General features: G+C 48.1%; 18 protein-coding genes. 15 read left to right on the plus strand and 3 right to left on the minus strand.

Annotated elements, in window-relative coordinates; translation table 11 throughout:
• The first annotated feature begins 313 nt into the window (after window positions 1–313).
• The 13 genes from L693_RS0111140 (at window position 314) to L693_RS0111195 (ending at window position 17,890) form a co-directional block, all read left to right on the plus strand.
• Window positions 314–2,116, plus strand: coding sequence for a vWA domain-containing protein (locus L693_RS0111140; RefSeq protein WP_025717309.1), 1,803 nt, complete (start codon window positions 314–316; stop codon window positions 2,114–2,116).
• Between the two features lie 24 nt (window positions 2,117–2,140).
• On the plus strand, window positions 2,141–5,530 hold the full coding sequence (locus L693_RS0111145; protein ID WP_025717310.1) for a tubulin-like doman-containing protein: 3,390 nt from the start codon (window positions 2,141–2,143) through the stop codon (window positions 5,528–5,530).
• 4 nt (window positions 5,531–5,534) lie between these two features.
• Complete coding sequence (locus L693_RS0111150) at window positions 5,535–7,901, plus strand: hypothetical protein (RefSeq protein WP_025717311.1); 2,367 nt, start codon at window positions 5,535–5,537, stop codon at window positions 7,899–7,901.
• A 46-nt stretch (window positions 7,902–7,947) separates the two neighbouring features.
• Window positions 7,948–9,237, plus strand: coding sequence for a vWA domain-containing protein (locus tag L693_RS0111155; protein WP_025717312.1), 1,290 nt, complete (start codon window positions 7,948–7,950; stop codon window positions 9,235–9,237).
• A gap of 17 nt (window positions 9,238–9,254) precedes the next feature.
• On the plus strand, window positions 9,255–9,908 hold the full coding sequence (locus L693_RS0111160; protein WP_025717313.1) for a hypothetical protein: 654 nt from the start codon (window positions 9,255–9,257) through the stop codon (window positions 9,906–9,908).
• A 16-nt stretch (window positions 9,909–9,924) separates the two neighbouring features.
• Complete coding sequence (locus L693_RS0111165; protein WP_025717314.1) at window positions 9,925–11,190, plus strand: TRAFAC clade GTPase domain-containing protein; 1,266 nt, start codon at window positions 9,925–9,927, stop codon at window positions 11,188–11,190.
• Complete coding sequence (locus L693_RS0111170; protein WP_025717315.1) at window positions 11,187–14,246, plus strand: GAP1-N2 domain-containing protein; 3,060 nt, start codon at window positions 11,187–11,189, stop codon at window positions 14,244–14,246. The genes L693_RS0111165 and L693_RS0111170 overlap by 4 nt, the downstream gene beginning before the upstream one ends.
• Before the next feature lie 213 nt (window positions 14,247–14,459).
• On the plus strand, window positions 14,460–14,927 hold the full coding sequence (locus tag L693_RS0111175; protein ID WP_025717316.1) for a MarR family winged helix-turn-helix transcriptional regulator: 468 nt from the start codon (window positions 14,460–14,462) through the stop codon (window positions 14,925–14,927).
• 102 nt (window positions 14,928–15,029) lie between these two features.
• On the plus strand, window positions 15,030–16,412 hold the full coding sequence (locus tag L693_RS0111180) for an MFS transporter (protein WP_025717317.1): 1,383 nt from the start codon (window positions 15,030–15,032) through the stop codon (window positions 16,410–16,412).
• Window positions 16,413–16,492: 80 nt separating this feature from the next.
• Window positions 16,493–17,059: a hypothetical protein gene (locus tag L693_RS0111185; RefSeq protein WP_025717318.1), complete on the plus strand. Its 567-nt coding sequence runs from the start codon at window positions 16,493–16,495 to the stop codon at window positions 17,057–17,059.
• Window positions 17,060–17,130: 71 nt separating this feature from the next.
• Window positions 17,131–17,280, plus strand: coding sequence for a 50S ribosomal protein L33 (gene rpmG, locus L693_RS0111190; protein WP_013310116.1), 150 nt, complete (start codon window positions 17,131–17,133; stop codon window positions 17,278–17,280).
• Window positions 17,281–17,351: 71 nt separating this feature from the next.
• Window positions 17,352–17,624: a hypothetical protein gene (locus L693_RS29175; protein ID WP_197029888.1), complete on the plus strand. Its 273-nt coding sequence runs from the start codon at window positions 17,352–17,354 to the stop codon at window positions 17,622–17,624.
• Window positions 17,625–17,641: 17 nt separating this feature from the next.
• Window positions 17,642–17,890 carry a type B 50S ribosomal protein L31 gene (locus L693_RS0111195; RefSeq protein ID WP_025717319.1) on the plus strand — a complete coding sequence of 83 codons (249 nt, stop codon included), beginning with the start codon at window positions 17,642–17,644 and terminating at the stop codon, window positions 17,888–17,890.
• 131 nt (window positions 17,891–18,021) lie between these two features.
• Here the strand turns inward: L693_RS0111195 and L693_RS0111200 are convergent, their stop codons facing one another.
• The 3 genes from L693_RS0111200 to L693_RS0111210 are packed head-to-tail and all read right to left on the minus strand — an operon-like array spanning window position 18,022 to window position 21,131.
• Window positions 18,022–19,122 carry a CobW family GTP-binding protein gene (locus tag L693_RS0111200; RefSeq protein ID WP_025717320.1) on the minus strand — a complete coding sequence of 367 codons (1,101 nt, stop codon included), beginning with the start codon at window positions 19,120–19,122 and terminating at the stop codon, window positions 18,022–18,024.
• A gap of 21 nt (window positions 19,123–19,143) precedes the next feature.
• The gene (locus L693_RS0111205) at window positions 19,144–20,121 is read right to left on the minus strand and encodes a TIGR03943 family putative permease subunit (RefSeq protein ID WP_025717321.1); all 978 of its coding nucleotides are present in this window, start codon (window positions 20,119–20,121) and stop codon (window positions 19,144–19,146) included.
• Window positions 20,122–20,129: 8 nt separating this feature from the next.
• On the minus strand, window positions 20,130–21,131 hold the full coding sequence (locus tag L693_RS0111210) for a permease (protein ID WP_025717322.1): 1,002 nt from the start codon (window positions 21,129–21,131) through the stop codon (window positions 20,130–20,132).
• Window positions 21,132–21,386: 255 nt separating this feature from the next.
• On the opposite strand from L693_RS0111210, the gene L693_RS0111215 reads away from it, so the two are divergent.
• On the plus strand, window positions 21,387–22,454 hold the full coding sequence (locus L693_RS0111215) for a CobW family GTP-binding protein (protein WP_025717323.1): 1,068 nt from the start codon (window positions 21,387–21,389) through the stop codon (window positions 22,452–22,454).
• The coding region (locus L693_RS0111220) for a FecCD family ABC transporter permease (RefSeq protein ID WP_025717324.1) at window positions 22,451–23,489 on the plus strand (1,039 nt) is incomplete at its 3' end. The genes L693_RS0111215 and L693_RS0111220, both read left to right, overlap by 4 nt.

Here is a 23,489-nt window from a genome sequence, read left to right on the forward strand (position 1 = left end):
TACTTCCTCTTTCTGCTTAGATTTTTAGTGCGAAATTTTACATGGGCAGGTTTCGCTGCTGTTATTTTTGTCGTATAAAGGAGAAGGCTGGTGCCCGATTGCCCTTGTTGGGGTATAATTATATCATTACTGCAGGATATTGGTAAAATCTTGCGGTATAACAGGCTTTTTTGGTGACATCAAGACCCTTCGGGCAGTATTTTCAGCTGGCGTTCATGTAAAACTCATTATAATTTAATAGTAGGGGAGTACAACTGTAACTTAGAATGGGAAGTTTCAAGAATGAGAATTAACCGGCAAAGGGGTACAAGCGATGTTTAGTAGAGACAGAAAATGGTTATTGGTCATCGGAATTATATGTGCAATGATCATGACTTCGATTTCGGCATGGCAGCCGCAGACGGCGAATGCCGCTTCACCCTCTGCCTCTAAGGTAGATGCGGTGCTGGTCGTCGATGTAAGTAATTCCATGAACACCAGTGATCCTGGAAAAATTGGCAATGAAGCCATGAAAATGTTTATTGATATGCTGTCGACGAAAAATGACAAGGTTGGGATCGTAGCGTACACGGATGTTGTACAACGCGAAAAAGCCCTGCTTAATATTACGTCTGAAGCGGATAAGCAGGAATTGAAGGCATTTATTGACGGACTGAACCGGGGGGCGTATACTGACACCTCCGTAGGAGTCAAGGAAGCGATCCGCATTTTGCAGGATGGCAAAACAGCCGGACATGCGCCTATGATCGTTATGCTGGCTGATGGCAATAACGATTTTAATAAAACGACAGGCAGAACCGAAAGCCAGTCCGAACAGGATATGGCGAAGGCTGTAGCCGAAGCTAAAAATAACGGCGTTCCGATCTACACCATCGGTTTGAATGCGGACGGAAAGCTGAATAAAAACAAGCTCGCCGACATTGCCCAGCAAACGGGGGGCAAGTCCTTTATTACAAGCTCGGCGGATGATCTGCCGAACATTTTGAGTGAAATTTTCGCCAGCAATTTGAAATTGAAGGTTGTGCCCTTGCAGTCCATTACGGCTAACGGCAACTATCAGGACGTTACGGTAACCGTGCCGAACGATAGCGTGTTGGAGGCTAACATTTCGATTATGTCCTCGAAGCCGGTGGATGCAAGATTGATAGACCCGTCGGGTAACACCAAGCCTATTCCTTCGAGCGATGTACTGTTGTCCAAGTCGAAAAGCTACTCACTGATCAAACTGCTCAAGCCTGTAGCTGGCGACTGGAAGCTTCAGGTCAAGGGAGTCCGGCAGGATCAGATTGATATTAATCTGATATTTAACTATGATTTGGAGTTGAAGATGGACGCTCCGCCTGCCAAATCGTACAAAAAAGGTGACACGGTTCAAATTCGTTCTTATCTGACGAGTAATAACCAGCAGCTTCAGGATCAGGAATTGTATGCGAATATGAATGCTGTTCTGAAAGTCAAGGACCTTGATTCCGGTACAACGAATGAGGTGCCGCTAACCAATGCGGGGGATGCCTTTACCGGCTCCTACACGATTCCGGATGAGCATGATTATGAACTGACCGTCAGAGCAGAGGAAAAGAGCTTTTACCGTGAAACCCAGCCGCTAACCATCAGTGCCAAGGCTGGGGCGGGCAGTGGTACGAATGCAGGCACGGCGGGATCGACAGCACCTGCTGAAAAATCCAAGCTGCTGCCACTCATTCTTGCAGGGCTGGGACTGCTTGTGCTGCTGATTGCTGCATTTTTCATCTGGAAGGCTGTCAAAAAAGCCAATCGTGGCTTTGTCGGCCAAATTGTACTGGAAATCCGGGATGAAAATACCGGAGAAAAAACGTACCCGCAATACAAGAAGCTGAACACCTTTCGGGGCAAATTCAATCTGCACCAGTTGCTGCAACTGGCACCAGAATTTGCGGGAACCGATAAGGTGGTGTTCACGCCAGCTAATCAGGATCGCATCATGGTGCGCAGCACCGCGGAGATTACGATTGAAAAATCCGGGCGAGCTGTAGACACAGGCAGCGGTCTTGAACTGAAAAACGGTGATCGTCTGACGATCCCGCTGGCTAGTGTGGACAAAACCATTTTACTGGAATTCATTTCAGTGAACAGCTAAACGAACCCTTAGGAGGTCAAATCTATGAAACCAGTAGTTAGAGAGCATATCCAACAATTAGACGTATCACTCGGTGGGGGGATCGTAAGCGATAAGATTAGAGTTGATACCATTGATAATCCTATATTAATTATCGGACTTGGAGGTACGGGGATTGATGCCCTCCTCCGCTTGAAATATCAAATTAATCGCAGATTCAAGCTTCCGGCAGATCCGATTTCCAAGAAAAAGAGCGAAAAGCCGGACAATGTGGAATTTCTCGCTTTTGAAACAAACGAGCAAGACCGCAACAAAAAATACAAAGGGATTGGTTTGGACCCGATCAATGAGTTTGTATTGTTGTCCAATGCCGAAATCGGCGGATTACTGCAAAATCGCAGCATCTTGGAGCCTTACATTACCGATTGGCTATCTCCTGAGCTGAGCATTACCGATGGAATGAACGGAGCCGCAGGGGTACGTCAGGCTGGACGCTTGCTGCTGTTTACCAAGATCAATCAGGTCGTACAAAGCATTGACAAAAAAATCAAAACCCTGTCTGAAGGGACCAACAAGAAGCTGATGGTGTTCCTGCTGTCAGGTTTGTCTGGGGGTACTGGAAGTGGTACCTTCCTTGATATCTCATATATCGTCCGGGGAATTATTGAGCGCGACTACGGCTCGGCAGGTGTGGACCGTGTGAACACATTAGGTTATCTGTTTACACCGGATATTAATCTGGCCAACAAAAGCCTGAGCGAGCATACACGTGAATATATTAAAAAGAACGGCTATGCTGCTCTGAAAGAGCTGGACTACTGGATGAATGTGGATAGCCGTGGGGAACGCTTTAAGCAGCAGTACGGTAACATTCTAACCGTAAACTCGCCGCTGCCGCCGTTTAACCTGTGTCACCTTATTTCGGCTACGAATACGGAAGGCAAGCTGCTGGAAAATGCTTATGATTATTGCATGAATGTCACCGCCGAGAACATCACCAACTTTATGGCGAGTGAGGAAAAACAGTCGGGCGAGGAGTTCGCCATTCATGACTATATCAGTAACATTCGTACGAACATTGCACAAATGAATAAGACCTATCCGGCAAACTACGACTACAATATTATCGGGGCCTCCTCGGCAGTATTGCCTATGGAGGAAATGACAACGTATCTGGCTTACCGGATGTTTGGTAAAATGTCCAAGATGTTTGAACAATCGCCGAATCAAGAGGATGTAGAGAAGTTTGCCCGCAAGTTGGGTGTTGATCTGGATAGCATGATCAAAAACTTTGAATCACGCGTACCAGAGCCACTGCCGGGATTTGAAAATAGTGAACGATTAAGCTATAGCAATGTTGTGAAAATGCAAGTTGTCAATATGGACACTGAGCTGGAGCAAACGTTTCTGACACGTGCCCGCGAAGAATATATCAAAGCGAAAAAACAGCTTCCAGGCGAAATTACCGGACAGTTTACAGATCAGATTCGCCGGATGTTCCTGCATCCCGAGCAAGGACCGTTCTATGTATCTCGCATGATTTATACTGAAAAAGGATTCAGCTTGCTGAAAATGCTGCTTTCTTATATCGAGACGTTACGTGAATCACTGCACCGTATCCCTACGGATATCGAATGGGCGCGGGAGCAGGCAAATGAGAAGCTGGGCGATGCCAAGAGCGCGTTTGTTTCTAAGGATAAGAAGAAAAATGCATATATTGAAGCAAAAATCAACGAATATTGGCTTCGGGCCGATGTGGAGCGTACAGAGCAGCTTATTGAATTTTATGAAGACCTGTATGACCTGCTTAATAAAGAAAACAACCGCATTTATAATGTATTTACTGAAATTTTGAACGCACTGAGTGCCATTTTCGAAAAGAACGGCGACCTGCTGATCAATGGCGAGGAACAGTCCGATCATAAAGGCAACAAAACATACTACTGGAATTTGGTAAGTGTCCCGGATATTTCTGAAGTCGTGACCAAGCTGCTGGATAAGCGTAACGGTGATGATTTGATTCGTGATTTTGCCCAAGAATTGCTGGAAAATTCAGATCAATGGGTCAAAGATCAGGATGTGGACATCATCAGCTCGATTTCCAATTTCTTAACTGATAAGTTCGGTGATCTCATTACCCGTTCCATGGAGGATTTCCTTGTCATGAAATACGGGCAGGATGAAGCGATTGAAAAATTTGTGGAGCGCTACATCGCGAGCAAGCTGGATGAGGAGGCCGTACCTGTCTTCCATCTGAGTAATAGCTCAGGTAATTTGTACTTCCCATCATGGGGATTTGTATCAGTACCTGTTCAGTCGCCTAACATTTTGAAGGGTGTTCGCAATTATCAAAATAATGCGATTGGCAAATCGCACTTTACGATTAAAGAGAGTGAAGTCCGTAACCGTATTTTCTGGCTCAATACGCGCAATGGTGTCCCGCTGTTTGTATATACACCGCTCAAAGTGTATGAAGAGAGCTATGAAAAAACGATTCTTGACCGCGAAGGTATCGGCCGTCATTTGGTACAGACAGGTCAGAACAACTGGACCAATCTGCCTTCGCCGATTCCTGAAAAATCATGGGGAGAAACCTATGTTAACCCGCGTGTGCAGGCATACAATGCCCGTATCCGTAATGACTTTGACCAAGCGAAGACACTTGGCGTTATCCGTGAGAAGGACGTCGATCAGAATACGAGCAGCCGCTTTACCGTGCTGCGTTCACGCGCGCTGGATTTGAACGCACTGCTGGCAGGCTACGATATGCGTTTGCAGGAATCCAAACCCAATCTGGGTGATGTGAAGAGAGCATGGTCCGAGCTGAAACGTCTACTGGCAGAGGGACTGGAGCAGACGGGAAGCAAAGACATCTTTGGCAGCATCAATGAAGAGATGGCAAAGGAAAACCTGATCCGTTCACCGGAGTTAACGCAGGTAGTTCGTGAAGAATTGGCGAAGTATACCCAGATCGAAGCGAAGGCTGCGGAGCTGGAAGCTTTGCTGGGCAAATATCAGGATGAGGAAAAATGGCTGGATCAGTTCATTCAGGCTCTTTATACCGACACGATTACGAAAAAAGGCGCTTTGTACGTCTATGACCGTGACGAAGAGGAAGAGGCTTGGGAGCCGTTTGCCAATGTCATGAAGAGCCGAAATTATGTGGAGTTTGAAGTGTTTACAAACTTCCGCGGTCTGGAAGAGAAAAAACTTGCAGCCCTGATGCGTAAGGCGGATCGCCGTGATGCTGTGTTGACTTCATCGGAGGATATCACACCCTTGCTGACGAAGCTGGATGAACTCGCTGCGACTTATACAGAAGCTCGTAACCAATTGGAATATGAAAAGGTGGAGCTGGCCAACGGAGCGGAACTTTATGCGTTTTATGCTCAAATGGCCGGGAAATTAAACGACATCCGCAGAAAGTTGAAGTAAAAGTATGAGAGAGCAGTTGTTACGTTATGCGGCTGACTATGCAGCCGCAGAGGACCAATTAATCGGAAGCGGGGATGGACGCAGCAGCATCCATTTCCCGTCCGTGTTTCTTTTTATCGGTGACGGTATGGGATCGGTGATGAACACCATTGCAGATATCAATCGGACCAAGTGGGATAACAGCACAGGGGTAACGTATATTCAGATTCGTTCGCAGGAAGAGCAGACGGCCGTAGACCATTCTGTGGATGCTATAATGCATACGGTAGCAGTGCCGGAGGATAGCAGCCATCAAACGATACGCCGTGATTTGCATCAGGCTTTTTATACACATGAATCGCAGCTGATTGAACTTAACACCGCATTGCGCCGTGCAAGTGGGCATTTGGCGGATTACGGTCGATTGTATTCCTCGTTCGAGCGTGTCCATTTGTCGATCTTGACGACAGCCGATGATCCGATGAATGTATTGGTTCCCGAGATTACGTTGTTGGCGGAATATATTTTTGCACAATCCTTCAAATCAGTACAAATGGATTTGTATGTGCTGGTGAGTGAAGGCGATCAGGCGGCTCAATTCGGTTACCGTAGTGCAGCTTCCGTTGCTTTTATGCGGGAGCTGGACTATATTCAGAGCCCGGAGTATACGTTTACGGCACCGCTCCATATGACCGAGGACAAATTGACCATCCCGGTATCCCATGCTCCATCGTCGTTGTTCGATCTTGTTTATGTGCTGTCCGACAAGAACGAGCGCGGCATAACGGTGCCGAATAGCCTGCGCGAGAGCTGCGACATCATTTGTCACATTCAGCTTCTCAAAAACCGTTATCAGGCAGGAGATTCCTATCGGTCACAGGATGGGGGCTACAACAATACATCGTTTAAGAACAACATCATGACAGAATCCGGGCGGCAGGGTTATGTGTCGGCCGGATTTTCCCGGGTCAAGCGCCCTAACGAGTCGATCGCGCTTACGGTGCTGTATCACTTTTATGTGAAGCTGCTGGCACGTATGAGAACGGAGCGGGAGTGGGACGTGCGCGATAAGCTGACTTATTTTGGTTTGGATGCAGCCGCACGCAGCCGCACGCGAAATGATCTTGTGCCTGGTAATGAGGCGATCGCGGACATGAGCGCGCTGATGACCAGTGGAGCCAGCTATGGCTTGTTGAAGCGAATGACATTGCGTGAGGCAGAGGAAGCCTTGTTTGGTCAGGGCTGCGAAGCCTTTTTCCGCGATAACTGTGAGCGAATCGTACACAAACATCTGGGCGATTTTCAGGCGGAATTACATCTGCAGTCGGCTGTGAACACAGCTGCCAAGGAGCATCCCGAAATCGGTTTATTCGAGCTGACGGACTGGACGGATGAGAATAAACCGGGGAATGTGCTTACGGCTATACGGGGACTGATTCGTGATATGACTAATGATTTGCAGATCAATGCTGCCGAGCTGGATACGCTGTATAGCGGGCGAGTGGAGGATCAGCCCTTTCAACGGCTGCCGCTCATGGATAAGCATAATGTGCGCAGCTTGATCCGTTACCTGACCGAGACAGTCTACGGACATAAGCTGCATATGCTGCGGATTCAAGCGGATTTGGAGCTATTGCGCCGTTATGAGCTGGCGCTTGAAAAATGGCATGCGCAGGCAAAGCATATTACGGCACAGCTTGCCAGTCTGGAGCGTGAACTGCATCAAGCCGCAACAGACAGTATTCGTCAGGCTGACAGCTACACGGGTCAAAACCTGTTCGAGTATTACGAGCGTGTGACAGAGGATGTAATGCACGAGCTGGAAACCAAACGGGGGAAATCAGTATTCTTTGATCCCCGCCATATGGGTCCTGTGTCCGGATTGCTGGATGGAGGTTTGTCCCTACTCGTGGATCGACTTACACAGACCTGCCGCACCTTAATCCTCAGTTCACAGCCGTTTAATCAGACATTTGAAGAGGAACTGCTACGGCGTGCCAATGTAGCCGCTGCATATGAAAATCGGCTGGTAGTTCCAAAGGATGAGCTGTTTAAAAAGCTGTACCAAACATTAGAGCAGCATGGCGGAATTAATGTGCGCCTGCTCGACTATACCCATGAGCATCGGTATGAGGAAAAGTATTTCTTTGGTGACTACGAAGGCGAATTTCTTCCTTATGCGATTGACGTTGACATTACCTCGCGTATTTACAAGCTGGGCTTTGTACATGAACGTCGCAGCAGCGGGGTGGAAAAGCTGCATTTGATGGGTGGCTTCCATCTGGAGGATCTAATGGTGTATCGCAACGGTAAGACGTATTATGAGGCATATACTGCGAACGGTTTCGAGTTTCACGGAATCGCTGCGGATCGGTTGCCGGAATTGCGGTAGCCTTATATTTATCCTACTTTAATGATGGAAGGAAGCAACGATTCTTATGAAGCAGCGTAAATTTAATGTCCTCCTGCTGCTGTTCGGCTTGCTGGGCGCTGTAGTGGGTTTCATTTTAGGAGAGATTATTCTTCACAAATGGATGGGACACTGGCCGCATATCGTCGTAATTGGGCTGTACTTTGGCATCCTGGCGCTGTGCATTGGTCTGGGATGTCTTATCGGCGAATTGATTTCACCGCAGCTAAACGGACACTCATGGCGGCAACGCTACTCAGGACTGTCCTGGAAGCTGCTGGTGCCTGCTACACTGGTGATGCTATTTGTGGCAGGTCTGCTGCTGGAACTGGGCTATCAGGTAAACCCGGAAGGTCGTAAAAGCGTACAGGACCTTGTGCTTGTGATTGATAACTCCGGGAGTATGCAGCAAACAGATCCTGATAACGAACGGCTATCGGCTGCCAAAAGTCTGATTGGACAAATGGATGGAGACAAACGGGTAGCCATTGTTTCCTTTGAATCCACTGCGCAATTGGTTCAGCCGTTTACTCCGATTGGTACGGAGGCAGAGAAGCAGGCGGTTTATGCCAAAATTGATAGTATGCAGACCATCATGTCTGGCGGCACAGAGATCGGACTTGCTTTGGACGAGACGATGAAAGAGATCGAGACCCAGGGAAATGCGGAAAAAGGTTCGCTCGTTATCATGCTGTCTGACGGCTTTAGCGAGCTGGATACCCAGACAGCCCTGGCTCCTTTTATCGCCCGCCAGATTCCGATTAATACAATCGGTCTGAAACTGGCTGAATCGGATGGTATAGCTTTATTACAAAATATCGCTCAGCTGACAGGTGGAACTTATTCTAATGTAGCTAATGCTCAGGGTCTTACTCAGGCGTTTGGCCAAATTTATAACAAAATAGGTGACCGTACACTGGTTACAGAGCGGACAGGCGAATATGCGGACAGTTTGTATTTTGCTATTTATCGCGTAACGGCTCTGGTTATTATCGGAGCACTGCTAGGATTGGCTCTCGGATTGATGTTCGATAATCGTTTTCTGGCACGAAATTTTGCGATTGGTGGAGTTCCTGCCGGATTGCTTGCCGGTTTTATTTTGGAAAAGGGACTTTCCGGCTCGTCTATCGGTGATCTGATGATTCGTTTGTTAGCAGCGCTTGTACTGGCGACTCTTATCGCTGTCTTTTCGCTGGTTCTCCCGATTGCCGAAAATACGCGGAGATCTTCCGGTGGGGGAAGCCCAAGTGGACCGTCAGGGCGGCGAAGAGGCGCACCGGAAGGCCCGCAACGCAATCGACGCAGCAGTGGATTTTAGAACGGGGGCTGAAATTTATGCAGTATAGGGATGCACAGCCCGGTGATCCTGTCATTTCGGAGCTGAGCCACAAAATCGACGACAACCGGGTTGTGCTTCGCTGGCAGTGGCCTGAAGACGCAGCCGTGGTATATATTGCGAAGCAAACATCTGATCCGAGTGTAGAGGGGCCCAATGAGATTGGAGGTTTACCGCCTTTTTCAAGCCTGAAACTATTTACACGTGAAGAATATAAGGCAGCAGGCAGCTATCGTGACCGAGTGGAAGGGTTTGGACGGGTGCGCTACACCGTGTATCCGGCTGTACGTGAGGATGGCGATACTTTTGTGATTTGTCAGCAAGATGGAGCCAACCAGCTGGAGCTGAGCACGGGCAGAGCTAAAATCAGATATGCGGTTCACCATAAAAAAGGCTGGTTTCGCAGCCGTAAAACAGTTCAGATTCAGGTGACAGCCGAGGTTCCCGTTCCGCAGGATGCGCTTTGCTACGTGAAGAAACGTGGAGGTTACCCGGCGGACCGCGAGGATGGAACCTTATACCCGTTCACGGCATCTTTTGCCGCGGGACGAAATGTTTTACCCGCTATTGAAGTGGGCGGAGATGAATATGTGCGGTTGTTTTTTACGGACGGCCAGAAATATGGCACGATCTATGAATTAGTTCCTGAATGAAAGGAGGCCGCAACCGATGAGTTTTCTTAGCAATTTATTCAGAAGAAAGCCGCAGGCAGCGCCAAGGCCATTATTTTATGATATTGTGTGCCCGTATTGCTTTAGTAAATTTTCCCCGGAGGAAGTGGTATTCCGTGCTTCTCATCACCGTGAAGATGACGAGGATTATGCTTTGGGTGAAGATGAGCTGTTGAACAAATATCGGGAACGGTTTGGTTTGGATAGCGTGCATGACATGGAGGCGATTCTTCATCCCCATGATGTTCCTGAGGAACATCGATTGTATTCAGATCATGTGCTGACAGGCCTGACGGACCGTTATGGCGAGCTGACACGTCACCGATTGTGCCCGTACTGCCATAACGAACTACCGGTGACTGCAGGTAAAGTACCGAGTAATATCATTTCGATTATCGGAGCTTCGCAGGCGGGAAAATCGGTTTATATGACTTCACTGATTCACACGTTGCAGCATGTTACGGCCGATCATTTTGATGCGGCTTGCATGCCATTGAATGCGGAGATCAGTCGCAAGTTCCGCAGTATGTATGAGGAACCGCTGTTTGAGCGAGGAGACCTGCTTACATCCACACAAAAAGAAAAGATGCAGGAGCCTTTTATCTTCCAATTTGTATTTAAGGATGAGGAAAAGCCGCCACTGACGCTGGTGTTTTTTGATGTTGCCGGTGAGGGGATGGTCGATCAGGACTATCTGGGGCTGCATGGCCAGCATATTAAAAATTCAGCGGGTATTTTGTTTATGGTCGATCCGTTGCAAATTCGCTCGATTCGGGAGCGTATTAAGATCAACCTTGGCGACAAGCCGGGCGAATGGGTTTCGCAGTATGATGAACCGCGTGATGTCGTACTTACGATGTTCGGTGATTTTATTGCATACCAGGATAAAGGGAAGACGGACATTCCGACCGCAGTCGTCCTGACCAAAAGTGACATGCTTACTGCACTGGCAGATGAGGAAGGGACCTACATCAAGACGAACAGCAACATTTTTAATCCGATGGAGCACCGCAAGTACCTGGATCTGGATGAGTTCGCGAACATTGACGGCGAAGTCCGACGCTTTATCGAAAAGGTGGATAAGCCGTTCAAGGGCACGATGGATGTGTATTTTACAGATACGGCCTATTTCGCGGTTTCCGCTTTGGGGAGCAATCCGGTCGAGCAAAAGCTGCAAGGGCTGGTTAGTCCGATCCGTGTGGATGAGCCATTCATTTGGCTGCTCTACAAGCTGAAGTACATTGAGGGGAGAGAATCACAGTGAGTCATTCAACCTCTCATTTGATACAGCAGCAGATGTACACACGGGAACGGCGTGGAATTTTCCGTTCCACGGAAGGCTTCGATACGGTGGCTAATTCAAAAGGACTGGATGCTTCTTTTATAAAAAAGGTGCTGCATCCTTTATGCGTATATGATGCTCCTGCTGCCTTGACGGCCCGTGGCGAGAAGCAAGAGAGTGTCTATCCTGAAGCCATACATCTGGTACGGACAGAGTCCGGGGATGTGGTTCTGGGACGGAGCATCTATAAAGCTGCGGATTTTACCGGGTTGCGAAGCGCCTTTTTCACGCATAATTATGTAATTCCGGCCGGACATGGTGAATCTCCGTCTGATTACAAGCAGTGGCTGAATACATCCTTTGTTGATGCCTATGATATTGAGCAGGGAACGGAGCTGCCGGAATTGGAGCGATTACCGGGTGGAAGCGTATTTCCGTCCGTTGATCCTTCTGCGGTGCTGACTCAATTGAAGCTCAGCGAAGAAGTGTTCAAGCAGCTACTGTATGCAGTTATGATGTCGGCCACAGGTCGCAAAAAAGTATATGTTGCGCTGAATGTCCCTGTAGAAGCGGTAGCTTCTTCAGCCAAGTTGCTGCTTGGTGTGTTATATGCGGCATTGCCTTATGCATTTCGTAACAGGATCGGATTTCTTACATATGCGCTGGAACCGAACAGCAGGAAAGGCATTCACTTGATGTTCGTGGAGCCTTTCAGTTTGCGGCCCGGTGATCGGAATGTGGATAAGGATTTTGTATTTGACCTGTCGAACAATAGCCGAATACTTAATGTGGATGCAGAGCAGGTAAAACAGCCTTACTTTGACTGGATTGTCCGTACACTGCTTGGTGGCGGGTCGCCGGACGATTTTTTCAAATTTGCCGAGCAGATGCTTACAGGGATGGATGCAGGGCGGGATCTGACATTATCCAGCTATCATGAGCTCATTACACTGTACAGAATTGAGCAGGGAGAGCGTGAATTATACAACGAACGACGAGTCGCCGTGCTGCGAAGCTTGACCGATTATTTATCGTCACCTGATGCGCTGCCACGTAAAATGCAGCTGAATGATCTGCTTCTGTCATTTTTTGATCACGAATTTGACCGGGTGAAGGATGGATATATTCCAGAGGCGGGGCTAGTCAGTTGCTTTAAGGAGTATTATAAAATCCATACTCGCACCAGCGAAAATCGACTGGTAGAATATTTAATCCGCTCGCTGAATAACGCTTATTCTGCCAGAAATACAGAAGCTGTTACGTATATTTATCATACGATTGAAGAAAATCCGTCATTAGGTAAGGCATATTTTACAAAGGTGCTGGGTAATCCTGCGCTTACCAAAATGCTGTTCATTCCCTACATGGACGGTCAGATGAAAAGAACACCGGATGTAAAGGGACTGCTGGCTGTCGTGCATGAATGGGGCAGTCGGTATATCGAAGTGTCTGCCAATGCCGATTTTCAGCTTTTGGCTGAATCCGCATTGATGGGCAGACTACGTGCCGAACGAAAGCCGGTAGAGGCAGTGGCTGCCATTCATCAGCGCTTGCGCCAATGGGATAGCAGCTCAGCGGGAGGGAAGCTTTCCCCGTTGGAGCAATCCGGATTGACAGAGCGCTTGCAGGAAGCGGCAGATCGGTATTTACTTACCGAAGTAGAACTAAAAGAAATATCACCTGATCAGCTCGTACAGATTCCGTTCTTCACCCGGCCTGATCTGGTACAGTGGGTTGGCAAGCTGCCTGCTCCTCTCAAGGGACAAGTGGTGCGCTTGATAGCGGCTTACGATTGGTTTAGCACGGAGGACCCGGAACCGTCAGTGCTGGACGGTCTGGAGCCAGGCGAAATAGAGAAGGTGCAGGACTGGGCTTACGGCTGGCTGCCCCAGCAGCTGGCGGAGGGCCATTTTGCTCGTCTGTTGCCTGCGTTTTATCGTTCTGACGGCACGGGCGAAGGAATATTGGATTTTGCCCGTCTCGTTAGCTCTATCCGCAAATGGGCGAAGGATAACGATACGATGTACCGCTTTATCCGATGGTCCGAGGGACAGCCTGAATTTGCTACACCACGGGGCGGCTTTGAACCGGCCTACCGACGCGCGCTGCTTTTGTTTTTCCAAAAGGAAGGGCGCGAAGGGCTGCATAAAAAAACGTTGTGGCGTCAATATTTTGAACCTGCAAATCCGGTCTTCAAAAATTTTTATCTGACAGCGAAGCGCGAGACGGATACGTCTTTGGTCAAAACGCTGCGCCGCTTTCGTAAAGGCGGCATCATTTCGGGGATCGTGCTGATTATCATTGCGGGTACGCTGGGCGGCCTGAAAGCTGCCGGGGTGATCGGATCTGGCGACACACCTGCGCCTGCCGCTCAGAAGCCTGTACAACAGCCTGTAGTAGAGCCTACAGTGCCTGTAAAAGAGGAACCAACGACGATAGTGACTCATATACCTAACACCAAGTCGACTACGAAAATGGTCAAGCTGTTGTTTGCGTTTCAAACACCGACGGAGCAGGCGGCGTTTAAGCCTGAACAGCTCGTCCTTGTCGGTGCGGATCAACAGGAGCATTCATACGAAAATTTTACCCTTGCTGAACAGAACGACAAGGGAGCGATCGGTAAGGCCGGCAAAGCCGCTACAGGAAGCACGACACTGGCTGGAGAATCCATAGGTAGTGGCTCAACAACCTCTGATGGTGTATCCAGCGGAAAAAGTACTGATCAGAATGGGACATCGACAGGCAGCACGAGCGGAGGCACAACAACCGAGGCTTCTGTAGAGGGTAACGGTGTAACAGCTAAGAAAGCCACAGGCGGTACAACGTCCGATGCTACTCCTGAAACAACAGCTAACCAGGGTACCGGTTCAGACGTTGAAGCAAACACAGATGCTAACGCGCCAACTGAGTATGATTTGAAAAAGTATCCTTATCGTACGTTGCTGACCATTTGGCAACGGCTGGAGCTGAACGATGCTAGCACCGTTACGGTCGATGGGAAAGAATATCCGTTGGTTCAAGTGAAATCAGCTGATTAAACGATTTTAATCATTTTTCATGGATAAGCAAACAATTGTATATAGTCTATAAACAAAGAGACGAGTTCCTTTACAGGCTCGTCTTTTTGTTATGCATAGTGGAGAATCATTCATTTAAGTTCAGTAAAGGGATTGACACTAGATAGGCGACTGTTTAAACTTAGTTGGAATTCAAACTATTAAAAATTGACGGATGTGGAGGTTGCTAATGAGATGGGAAGTGAGGTGTATCCCGTTTGTCTTCCGCGTGAGGAAGAAAGTACGATGTATTTAATTAAATGGATCTTTACCACTGTCCGGCGCGAAATTGAAGCGGCACTGCGCCCTTTGGGTCTGACCTCCTCACAATCGCAGACGCTCTATGTACTGGCGATGTCACCTGGAGTGACCAACACCGATTTAGAAAAGCTACTGCTCATTGATAAATCAAGTGTTACCAGCTTGGTTAACGGGATTGTTAAGAAAAGCTGGGCAGTACGCCAAAGTCACCCGGAAGATGCACGAATGAAGCAAATTTATTTGACCGAGGAAGGCTTGAAAATTCACAAGGTAGCTGAACACACCATCGAGCAAATTAAAAGCTCGGTAGGCGAAACGCTTTCTACTAGTGAATCAGAGACGCTGCGCGGTTTGTTAAAAAAAATACTTCGTGATTATCGTCCTGCGAACACTGGTGCTTGAGTGGATCTATAGAGAAAATTGCCTGGATAGGGGTATTTCAAAAATTTATAGAGCTAAGTGCTTTCAGCATAGAGGGCATTTTACAGGAGAGGAAGAAACCATATGAACCAAAAACAAACTTATCCGAATGCGGATAAGCTTATGCGTGTGCTGGCCTTCACACTTGTTTTTTCAGTGATGAACGCCTTTATGTTTAATGTAGTAATGCCTGTAATTCGCAAGGAATTTCATATTGGTGCTTCCGATGTAAGCTGGCTGCTGACGGGCTATATGATCGTATATGCGGTTGGCTCGGTGACCTACGGCAAGCTGGCAGATAAATATCGTCTCAAGGATTTGCTTACGTTTGGGATTATCTTTTTTGCGCTAGGCTCGTTTATAGGTCTGTTGGCACATCAATTTTGGATGCTAATTATAGCTCGTTTGCTTCAGGCTACCGGGGCTGCCGTCATTCCGGCAACGGCTATGATCGTGCCTGCCCGCTATTTCTCGGCTGAAAAAAGAGGACAGGCCTTGGGCGTCATGGCAATCGGTCTGGCATTAGGTACTGCGCTGGCTCCGATTATTTCCGGTTTGATTACAGGCTTTGCAAGCTGGCGCTTTTTGTTCATTATTTCCATGCTGCCCCTTATCGCCTTGCCGTTCTTTCGCAAATACCTGGACGACCAGCGTGGAGCGGATCAGAAGTTCGATTTTCTGGGAGGGTTATTGCTAGGCGGAACAGTTGCCTTCCTATTACTTTCGATTTCGCAAGCGAACATGATGTTTTTGGGGCTTGGTGTTGTGTTATTTGCATTATTTATATGGCGCATAAACACCGCAAATGATCCATTTATCCAGCCGAAGCTGTTCCGTAACAAGCAATATTCGTACGGGCTGCTTATCGCCTTTTTGGGGGCGGGGATTAGCTTTGGGCTGCCGTACCTGGCACCGCAGTTCTTGAACAGTCTCAATCAGCTTACGCCGGCAACGATTGGACTGATCATGTTTCCGGCTGCTATTGCGTCGGCTCTGTTGGGCAAAAGTGGTGGGCGTTTGGCGGATAGCAAAGGCAATTCATTCCTCGTCTATACGGCGGTTACGCTAATGTTCATCTGCTTTATCAGCTTATCCACATTTGTGGGTGCGTCTCCTTACCTGATCTTATTTTTGCTGATTTTCGGAAATGTAGGTCAGACCTTCATGCAAATCGCCATGTCCAACACGATTTCCCGTACCTTGGCGAGAGAGCAGGTAGGGGTTGGCATGGGGCTGTTGTCTCTGCTGAACTTTATCTCCGGGGCGATGACCACCAGCATTTTGGGCAAAACACTCGATAGCTCATCTACTTTTCATTTGAATCCTGTCGTATCCAACGTACAGGTATTTAATTTTAGCAATATATTTACGGTTCTTGCACTGATTGCACTTGTGACGATGGGACTTTATGCGTTGCAGTTCCAGCGGGGTTCACGTCGTAATACGCCTGCTGTTGAACAAGGATAATCATTTTATGTAAACTCATGCCAAAACAAGGGTATAATATAGAAGGAAAAGTTCATCTACGGAAGGACGGAGTGTGCGGTATGACAAGAAACCTTCAATATGTACCCTATGGCTATGAGCCTCCGGTTGAGACGCATAAAGGGACCATGGTCTACTATGATACGTTTGAGCAGACTACAGTGAGAGAACTGGAGCTTTTTGCCGAAACGGGGGCAACACTATCTTTTACAAAACTGGTGCTGTATCCGCTGCACGAAGAAACAGCCAGAAGAATGTGGAAGCAGCCGGTACGCTCGTATTACAAGCGGGTGGACGAGCTGGGTGAGTGGCAACGGGAGCAGGCTATGAGCGCTGTTGTGATTGAAAACTGGGAAGGCAAGCGTAAAAAATATACACCGATTGAGGCAGCTATCCGTTTTTTGATGGAAAAATATACGACTCCGCTTTTTTTATACATGAGTCCTGAAATTGCAAATCTGTGCGCTACCTATGCATCGTTTGAGGAATGGATCCGAAACGTCAGATTGGTGCTTTCAAGCGAACCAATAGAGCTGCATCCGAGGCTCGAACAGTATCGCAATCGCTGGAACACGATAGAAGAAGCGGTAAGCCGTCACGCTAAGGTTGACAAAGAGCAGCATGAATAATAGAATAGAACTAATCGTAAAAATTACTATTGTAATTGTATACCATGTATTCCAATTAAGGAGGAAGAGAAATGCGCGTAATTGTTACCCTGGCATGCACCGAATCCGGTGATCGCAACTATACAACAACCAAGAACAAAAGAAATCATCCGGACCGTCTTGAAATGAAAAAATACTCTCCGCGTCTGAAAAAGTACACGATCCATCGTGAAACTAGATAATTTGAGGCTGGCCACATAGCGGCCTGTATTATGGAACCGGCGAAAACTTGAATTAGTCCAGTGGACAGAGCATGGTTGCCGAGTTCTCCTGTGCTGGTGTCAGCATTCGGGACGAGCCGGAGGACCATTCACGATATGCTTATATAACGATGAAGGCTGACGAAAGATGTGGGGCGTTCGTACAATGGGCGATGCGAAATATGTGGCATCGTTTGCTTGTCGTTTACGAGCCTGAGCGCAACCGTTGCGATCTGTCGTCTTTTTTTCTGGGGAATAACTGTTCCTTTTGCCAACTGATGGAGTATTGCGCCAGTACGTTTGAGTTTGAAACTAAAACTACATGAAAGATTAGGTGAAACAAATGAAAAAAGATCTTCATCCAACATTGAACAAAGTTATCTTTTTGGACCCTAGCTGTGGATTCTCTTTCCTGAGTGCTTCCACTAAACATTCGCAAGAAACAATGGAATGGGAAGATGGCAACACATACCCGGTTATCCGTGTAGATACTAGTTCCGCTTCTCACCCGTTCTTCACAGGTAAACAAAGAAACGTGGATATCGGTGGTCGTGTGGATCGCTTTAACAAAAAATACAACCTTAAGAACTAGTCGAGCGTTGTGTTCGCGGATTATGTCAATAATTCGCGAACAACGCTTTTTTTATTATCTACAGATAAAATCCTCCGCAAAAAGGCTGTTCCATGACTTTTAGAGGTCAAAGGAACAGCCTTTTTTAACGGTTACAGCGAAACGAAGCATTGCTCCCATTGATCGGCAATAGATACCTTGTCCAGTTCCTCCCCAATAAGCGTGACATACCCCTGACTTATCGGAAGGGCTGTAGGCTGCCATTCGAAGTGATTTCCCGCAAATTGCAAAAGCATTGTACCTTCCTCTGGAAGCACGCAATATCCTTTCGCCCGAAGCAGTGAGGAGCCAAGCCCAGTCAGGAAATTTTCCAAGCGCTGTTTTTCCAGCTGCTGTGGAGAATGTTGATGCAGGGTTAAGCTCTCCAGACGGGAAAACGAAGGCGACTGATGAAGATCATGGCTATGGCTGTGCGCAGAAATAACTTTGAATGCCGTACTTCTGGAAATATGGGCAGGTCGTCCAATCTCTTTGATCGTAGTGGGAATGGACGTTGCGACTGCATCGGTTGGCTGTGCCTGCACGGGGGCGGGCTGAAGCACCTGCTTAGGTTTGGGAGCAACGGATAAAGGGGCCAGGACAGGCTCCAGCAGTGGCTCAAGGTCAACCCGGCTATATGCAGCTGTTTGCAGCTTGGCGATATCGTTGTGCTTGCGAATACTCTTGATGACCTTCGTCACTTCACGGCTACTTGCGGCATCCGTCTTGTTTACCACAATGAAGTCTGCGGTGCGAAGCTGCCCGTGCAGAGTTCGAACCAGCTCCTTGTCAGCGGTGAAGCGGCTGTTGTATTCATGAAAAAGCTCTGCGTCCACAACACTGATGCTATGAACGAGATAGAGACGATTGGCCAGCAGCGGGGAGCACAGCTCTTCCAGCACTTGCTCAGGGTTAGCTACTCCTGTCGTTTCCATAAAAATCAAATCTGGCTCCTGACTGAGAAGGTTATGCAGAGCACCTGCCAGCTCGCTTTTTTTGCTGCAACAAATGCAGCCCTCCAGCAATCCTTCCACAGTTACGTCAGGCATTTCTTCTGAAATGATGGCACCGTCTACGTCAACTTCACCCATTTCATTCATTAATACCGCAGCACGAAGCGGAATTTGGCGGGTATAGGCCAGCAGGCGCAGAAGCAGGGTCGTTTTGCCGCTGCCGAGAAAACCGCTGATTAAAATCACAGGAACCTTGTTCATCCTTTATCCTCCTTGCTAGGGTTAGTGTGCTGCATTCAAGCGATCAAAAGCAGCTACCGAGTCTGCTTGGGTATAGACATATGGGGATTCCGGCTGCTCGACTTCGGTTATATTGCCGGATCGAATTTCGAGTATAGGAGCATTGTTCTTATACGTGGTATGCAATGTTCCTTCAATGGTCACCCAGGTGTCCTTGTCAAAGGATGGGGTCTTGTGGGATTGGACGATGACCCCGAAGGGCATGGCATCAGCAGTGCAACACATGACGAGGAACCTGCCCACCGCAAATAAACCTTTATCCAGCAGACTGCTGTCTTTATAGACAAAGCCGGTCACCTGTACTTTTTTGCCTTCAAAAGCATGCTTGTATAATTCGATGGCTCCGATGGTTTCAGAGAAAATTTCCGGCTTGATCTGTATGATGGGCTGCTGATACAGGCGTTTTGCCAGCTCGGCGAATTCCGTGTTGTACTTGTCAGGTGGAACGAACAGCTTATCCAGCGTTTCCTGACTCCATTTGTCCTTGGGTGGAGACGAAGCTGCCCCAAAAGACGCCGATGATAAAATAGCGGATGCGGGTACAGGAACGGGCGGTATATCTGTTTTGCGGCGAATATCCGGGTTAGGATAGGTGAAGAACATGCCTTTTTTGGCCGCCATATCACTGCCGAGTGCCTGATTGGGCAGCAAAGCGCCGAACAGCAGCGGAATGAGCAGCATTCCATATACGAGCATTTTTTTGAACCAGCCTTGAGGTAAAGGATGCTCGCAATCACACATATCCTCACCGTCTCGCGCTCCGACTATTCCATGCCATGCCATCGCGAAAGCGATGAATAGCAAGGGCACAGGGCAGAGCAGAAGCAGCTTTTGCATGTGTGGCGCCAAGTAGTAATGAAGTGCGTTTGTGCGGCTTAATAGGATAATATGCAGCGCCAATCCGATCATGAGCAAGGAACGCATACCATACTGCCAGCGGATGCTAAAGGCTGTATTCACGCCAGTATTCACCTCCCGAATAACCATTCAGCAGCTATAGAGCCAACCATGACAAGCGAAATAATGAGCAGACACAAGACAGCGACAAATTTGGTACGGAAGGTGCTTAGCAGCATAAGTGTACCTTTGAAATCGAGCATCGGACCGAGCACAAGAAAGGCTGCCAGCGGACCTAATGTAAAGGTATGCGAAAAAGCGGTAGCGACAAAGGCATCGGAGGTTGAGCACAGCGACAGTACATAGGCAAAGCCCATCATGAAGGCATAGGAGCCAGCCGCTCCACCGCTTAACGAAAGCATTTCATCGCGCGGGATGAATGTTTGAATAGAGGCTGTCAATAATGCGCCAATAATAAGATATTTGCTCATGTCCAAAAATTCATCGCCAGCATGCACAAAAAAGCCTCGCATGGTGCGCTCATGCCGATGAGTTTGGTCGTTCTGCTTCTGCTGATTAAAAGACAGCAGCGACCGTTTGAGCGGATGCACACGCACAAAGGTATATACGATTAGCCCAATCATTGCGGAAACGGCAAAGGCCAGCCCCATGCGAACGGCCGTGACCTCTGGATGGGAAGGGAAAGCCATCATCGTTGCAGCCAGCACAACGGGATTGATGATCGGCCCGCTTAAAATAAAGGTGATGCCCATATAGGCAGGCATTCCCTTGAGCATCAATTGGCGAACAACAGGAATCATGCCGCATTCACAGATCGGAAACAGCAGTCCCAGCAAGGAGGCCAGCAGAACACCCGGAACAGGATGCGCAGGCGCTATTTTACGTATCCATGGTTCCGGCACAAGCCATTGTAAAAGGGAGGAGACCAGGACGCCAATAAGGAGAAACGGCATGGCTTCCAGGAAAATGCCCATAAATACCGTTTTTAACGACTGCATCTGACTCATATCCAGTGAGCGAAGCCAGCGGGGAGAGAGCGTAACAAGCACGGGGATCAGAAAGACGAATGGAATCATAAAAGGCAGCATCTTCAACAGCGTACTGTTTTTCATTACACGTCTCCTCGAAAATAAGGGTAGTTGTCTACATCCTATGTCTGTTGCAGGACAAACATGCCCGCTGAATAGCGTTTGGATTCCTCCTTTTGGACAAGTCGAGCGTGGTCATTTATATAATTGTGTTTGTTCATTGGATAAAAAATTTGTATAAATTCGTAATTATTACGATTAAAATTCGATAAATGATTGCAAGAAGGAAATTTTTACGGTACGATCCATATTAAATGTTGTAAAGACAAGGAGGATTTTATGATACCGATTGTTGTTTTATCCGGGTTTTTGGGCAGTGGTAAAACAACTCTTCTTCAGCATGCACTGGCTTACTATAAAGGGCAGGGCCTCAAGCCGGCTATTTTGATGAATGAGTTGGGCGATGTTAATCTGGACGGCAGTTTGGTGAACGGTCAAGCTCCCATGAAGGAAATGCTCAGTGGTTGTATCTGCTGCACCATTCGTGGGGACCTGGGCGTTGAATTAATGAATCTTGCCGAAGAATATAAACCGGACGTGATTATCGTCGAATGTACCGGAGTAGCCAATCCAATGGAAATTGTAGATGCCGTGACAGATGCTTCTATGTATTCCACTATGGTTTTACAATCCGTTATTACAGTGATGGATGCGCGTCAATTTTTGGATTTTGCCTCAGGTAACGAGAGAAGCAAGTCGTTTCGTTTGATGCAGGATCAGCTTCGATGCGCTTCCAAGCTGATTATCAACAAGACCGATTTACTGGCCGCGGGTGAGTTGGAGAAAGTACAAGCACTCGTCATGGAATTAAATCCTTATGCGCTGACTGTGACTACGCAGCGGAGCGACGTGGACGCGAATGCTTTTTTCTCCATTCAAGGAGAGGATCGCATGGATGTCTCGCATTCAAAGGAGTCCATAGCCGATAACGGGAATGATCATCATTCGGAAAGTCATCTGCACGCTCATGATGACCCTGCAGATCATGACCATCATAATCACGACCTCGACCATGACCACGGCCACAGGGAGCATTATCATTCCTACGACCATGTTGTCGTACACACACATTTCTTCGGGCAACCTGTCCCGCGTTCCAGGTTTGAACAGCTGTTTCGCAGCTTGCCCGCTGAAATTTACCGTGCCAAAGGGATTGTACGTTTTCTCGAAACAGAGGGTCAGATGATGTTCCAGTTTGCTTACCGAGAGTTGGAAATTATTCCGATTCGCCCGCAAAAGCCAGTGAACGATGTTGCGGTCCTTATGGGCGAAAATTTCTCCGCTTCTGAGATCGAAGAACGATTGAGAACGCTGGAAACGGCCGAAAAGCCATGGATTAGTTCATGACCTCAGGAACGAGTAGTTTTTATCCATCAAAAAATAGCCCGTCAAAACATAATTCTCACGCCCATATAGCTGGAAAATCGACTATGGGATTTACCACCATTCTGCTGTTACTGGTGGCAGGGTTGGTGCTGTCGATTACAGTCGCAGTCATGCTTGGTCCTGTGGCTGTCGCACCGGGAACGGTATGGCGAATTGCTCTGTCCCATCTTCCCGGGCTGGACCAGTGGATACCTGTGACATGGACCAGGCCGGAGCAATATATCGTCCGGGAAATCCGTTTTCCACGCGTGCTGCTGGGCGTTATCGTAGGGGGAGGGTTAGCCGTTACAGGGGCCGCTATTCAGGCATTAATTCGTAATTCGTTAGCAGACCCCTATATTTTAGGAGTCTCGTCCGGGGCTTCAGTTACAGCGACCCTGGTTATTGTGTTTGGAGCCTTTGGTATCCTTGGACGGTTCGCGCTGCCTTTGTCTGCTTTTTTAGGTTCGCTGGCAGCGATGCTTATGGTGTTCGCATTAGCCCGTGTGGCCGGACGAATTTCGACGACCCGATTACTGCTGGCAGGCGTGGCGGTGTCCATGATGCTGTCGGCTGTGACCAGCTTTATCGTTACGATGGCTCCTAATGAAAAGGGTATCCGTGACGCGATGTATTGGATGATGGGCAGTCTGGCAGGCGCACAGTGGGATATGCTTCTTATTCCGACCCTTATTATAGCTGGCGGGACGATGATCCTGCTGACTCAATACCGCTCACTGAACGCTCTGCTGACAGGCGAAGAGGCAGCAGTAACGCTCGGTGTGAACGTACAGACGTTTCGCATGCTTATCGTCATTATAGCCTCGCTTCTAACCGGGGCGGTTGTGGCCGTTAGTGGCTCGATTGGCTTTGTCGGGCTGATGATTCCGCATATCGTGAGACTGATGGTCGGATCGGATCATCGACGTGTTTTGCCGGTCAGTCTGTTGGCGGGAGCTATTTTTGTTGTGTGGGCAGACGTTTGTGCCCGGCTCGTACTGGCTCCGCAAGAGCTGC

Source organism: Paenibacillus sp. 1-18 (assembly GCF_000520755.1).
In the GTDB taxonomy this organism is placed as follows: Bacteria; Bacillota; Bacilli; order Paenibacillales; family Paenibacillaceae; genus Paenibacillus; species Paenibacillus brasilensis.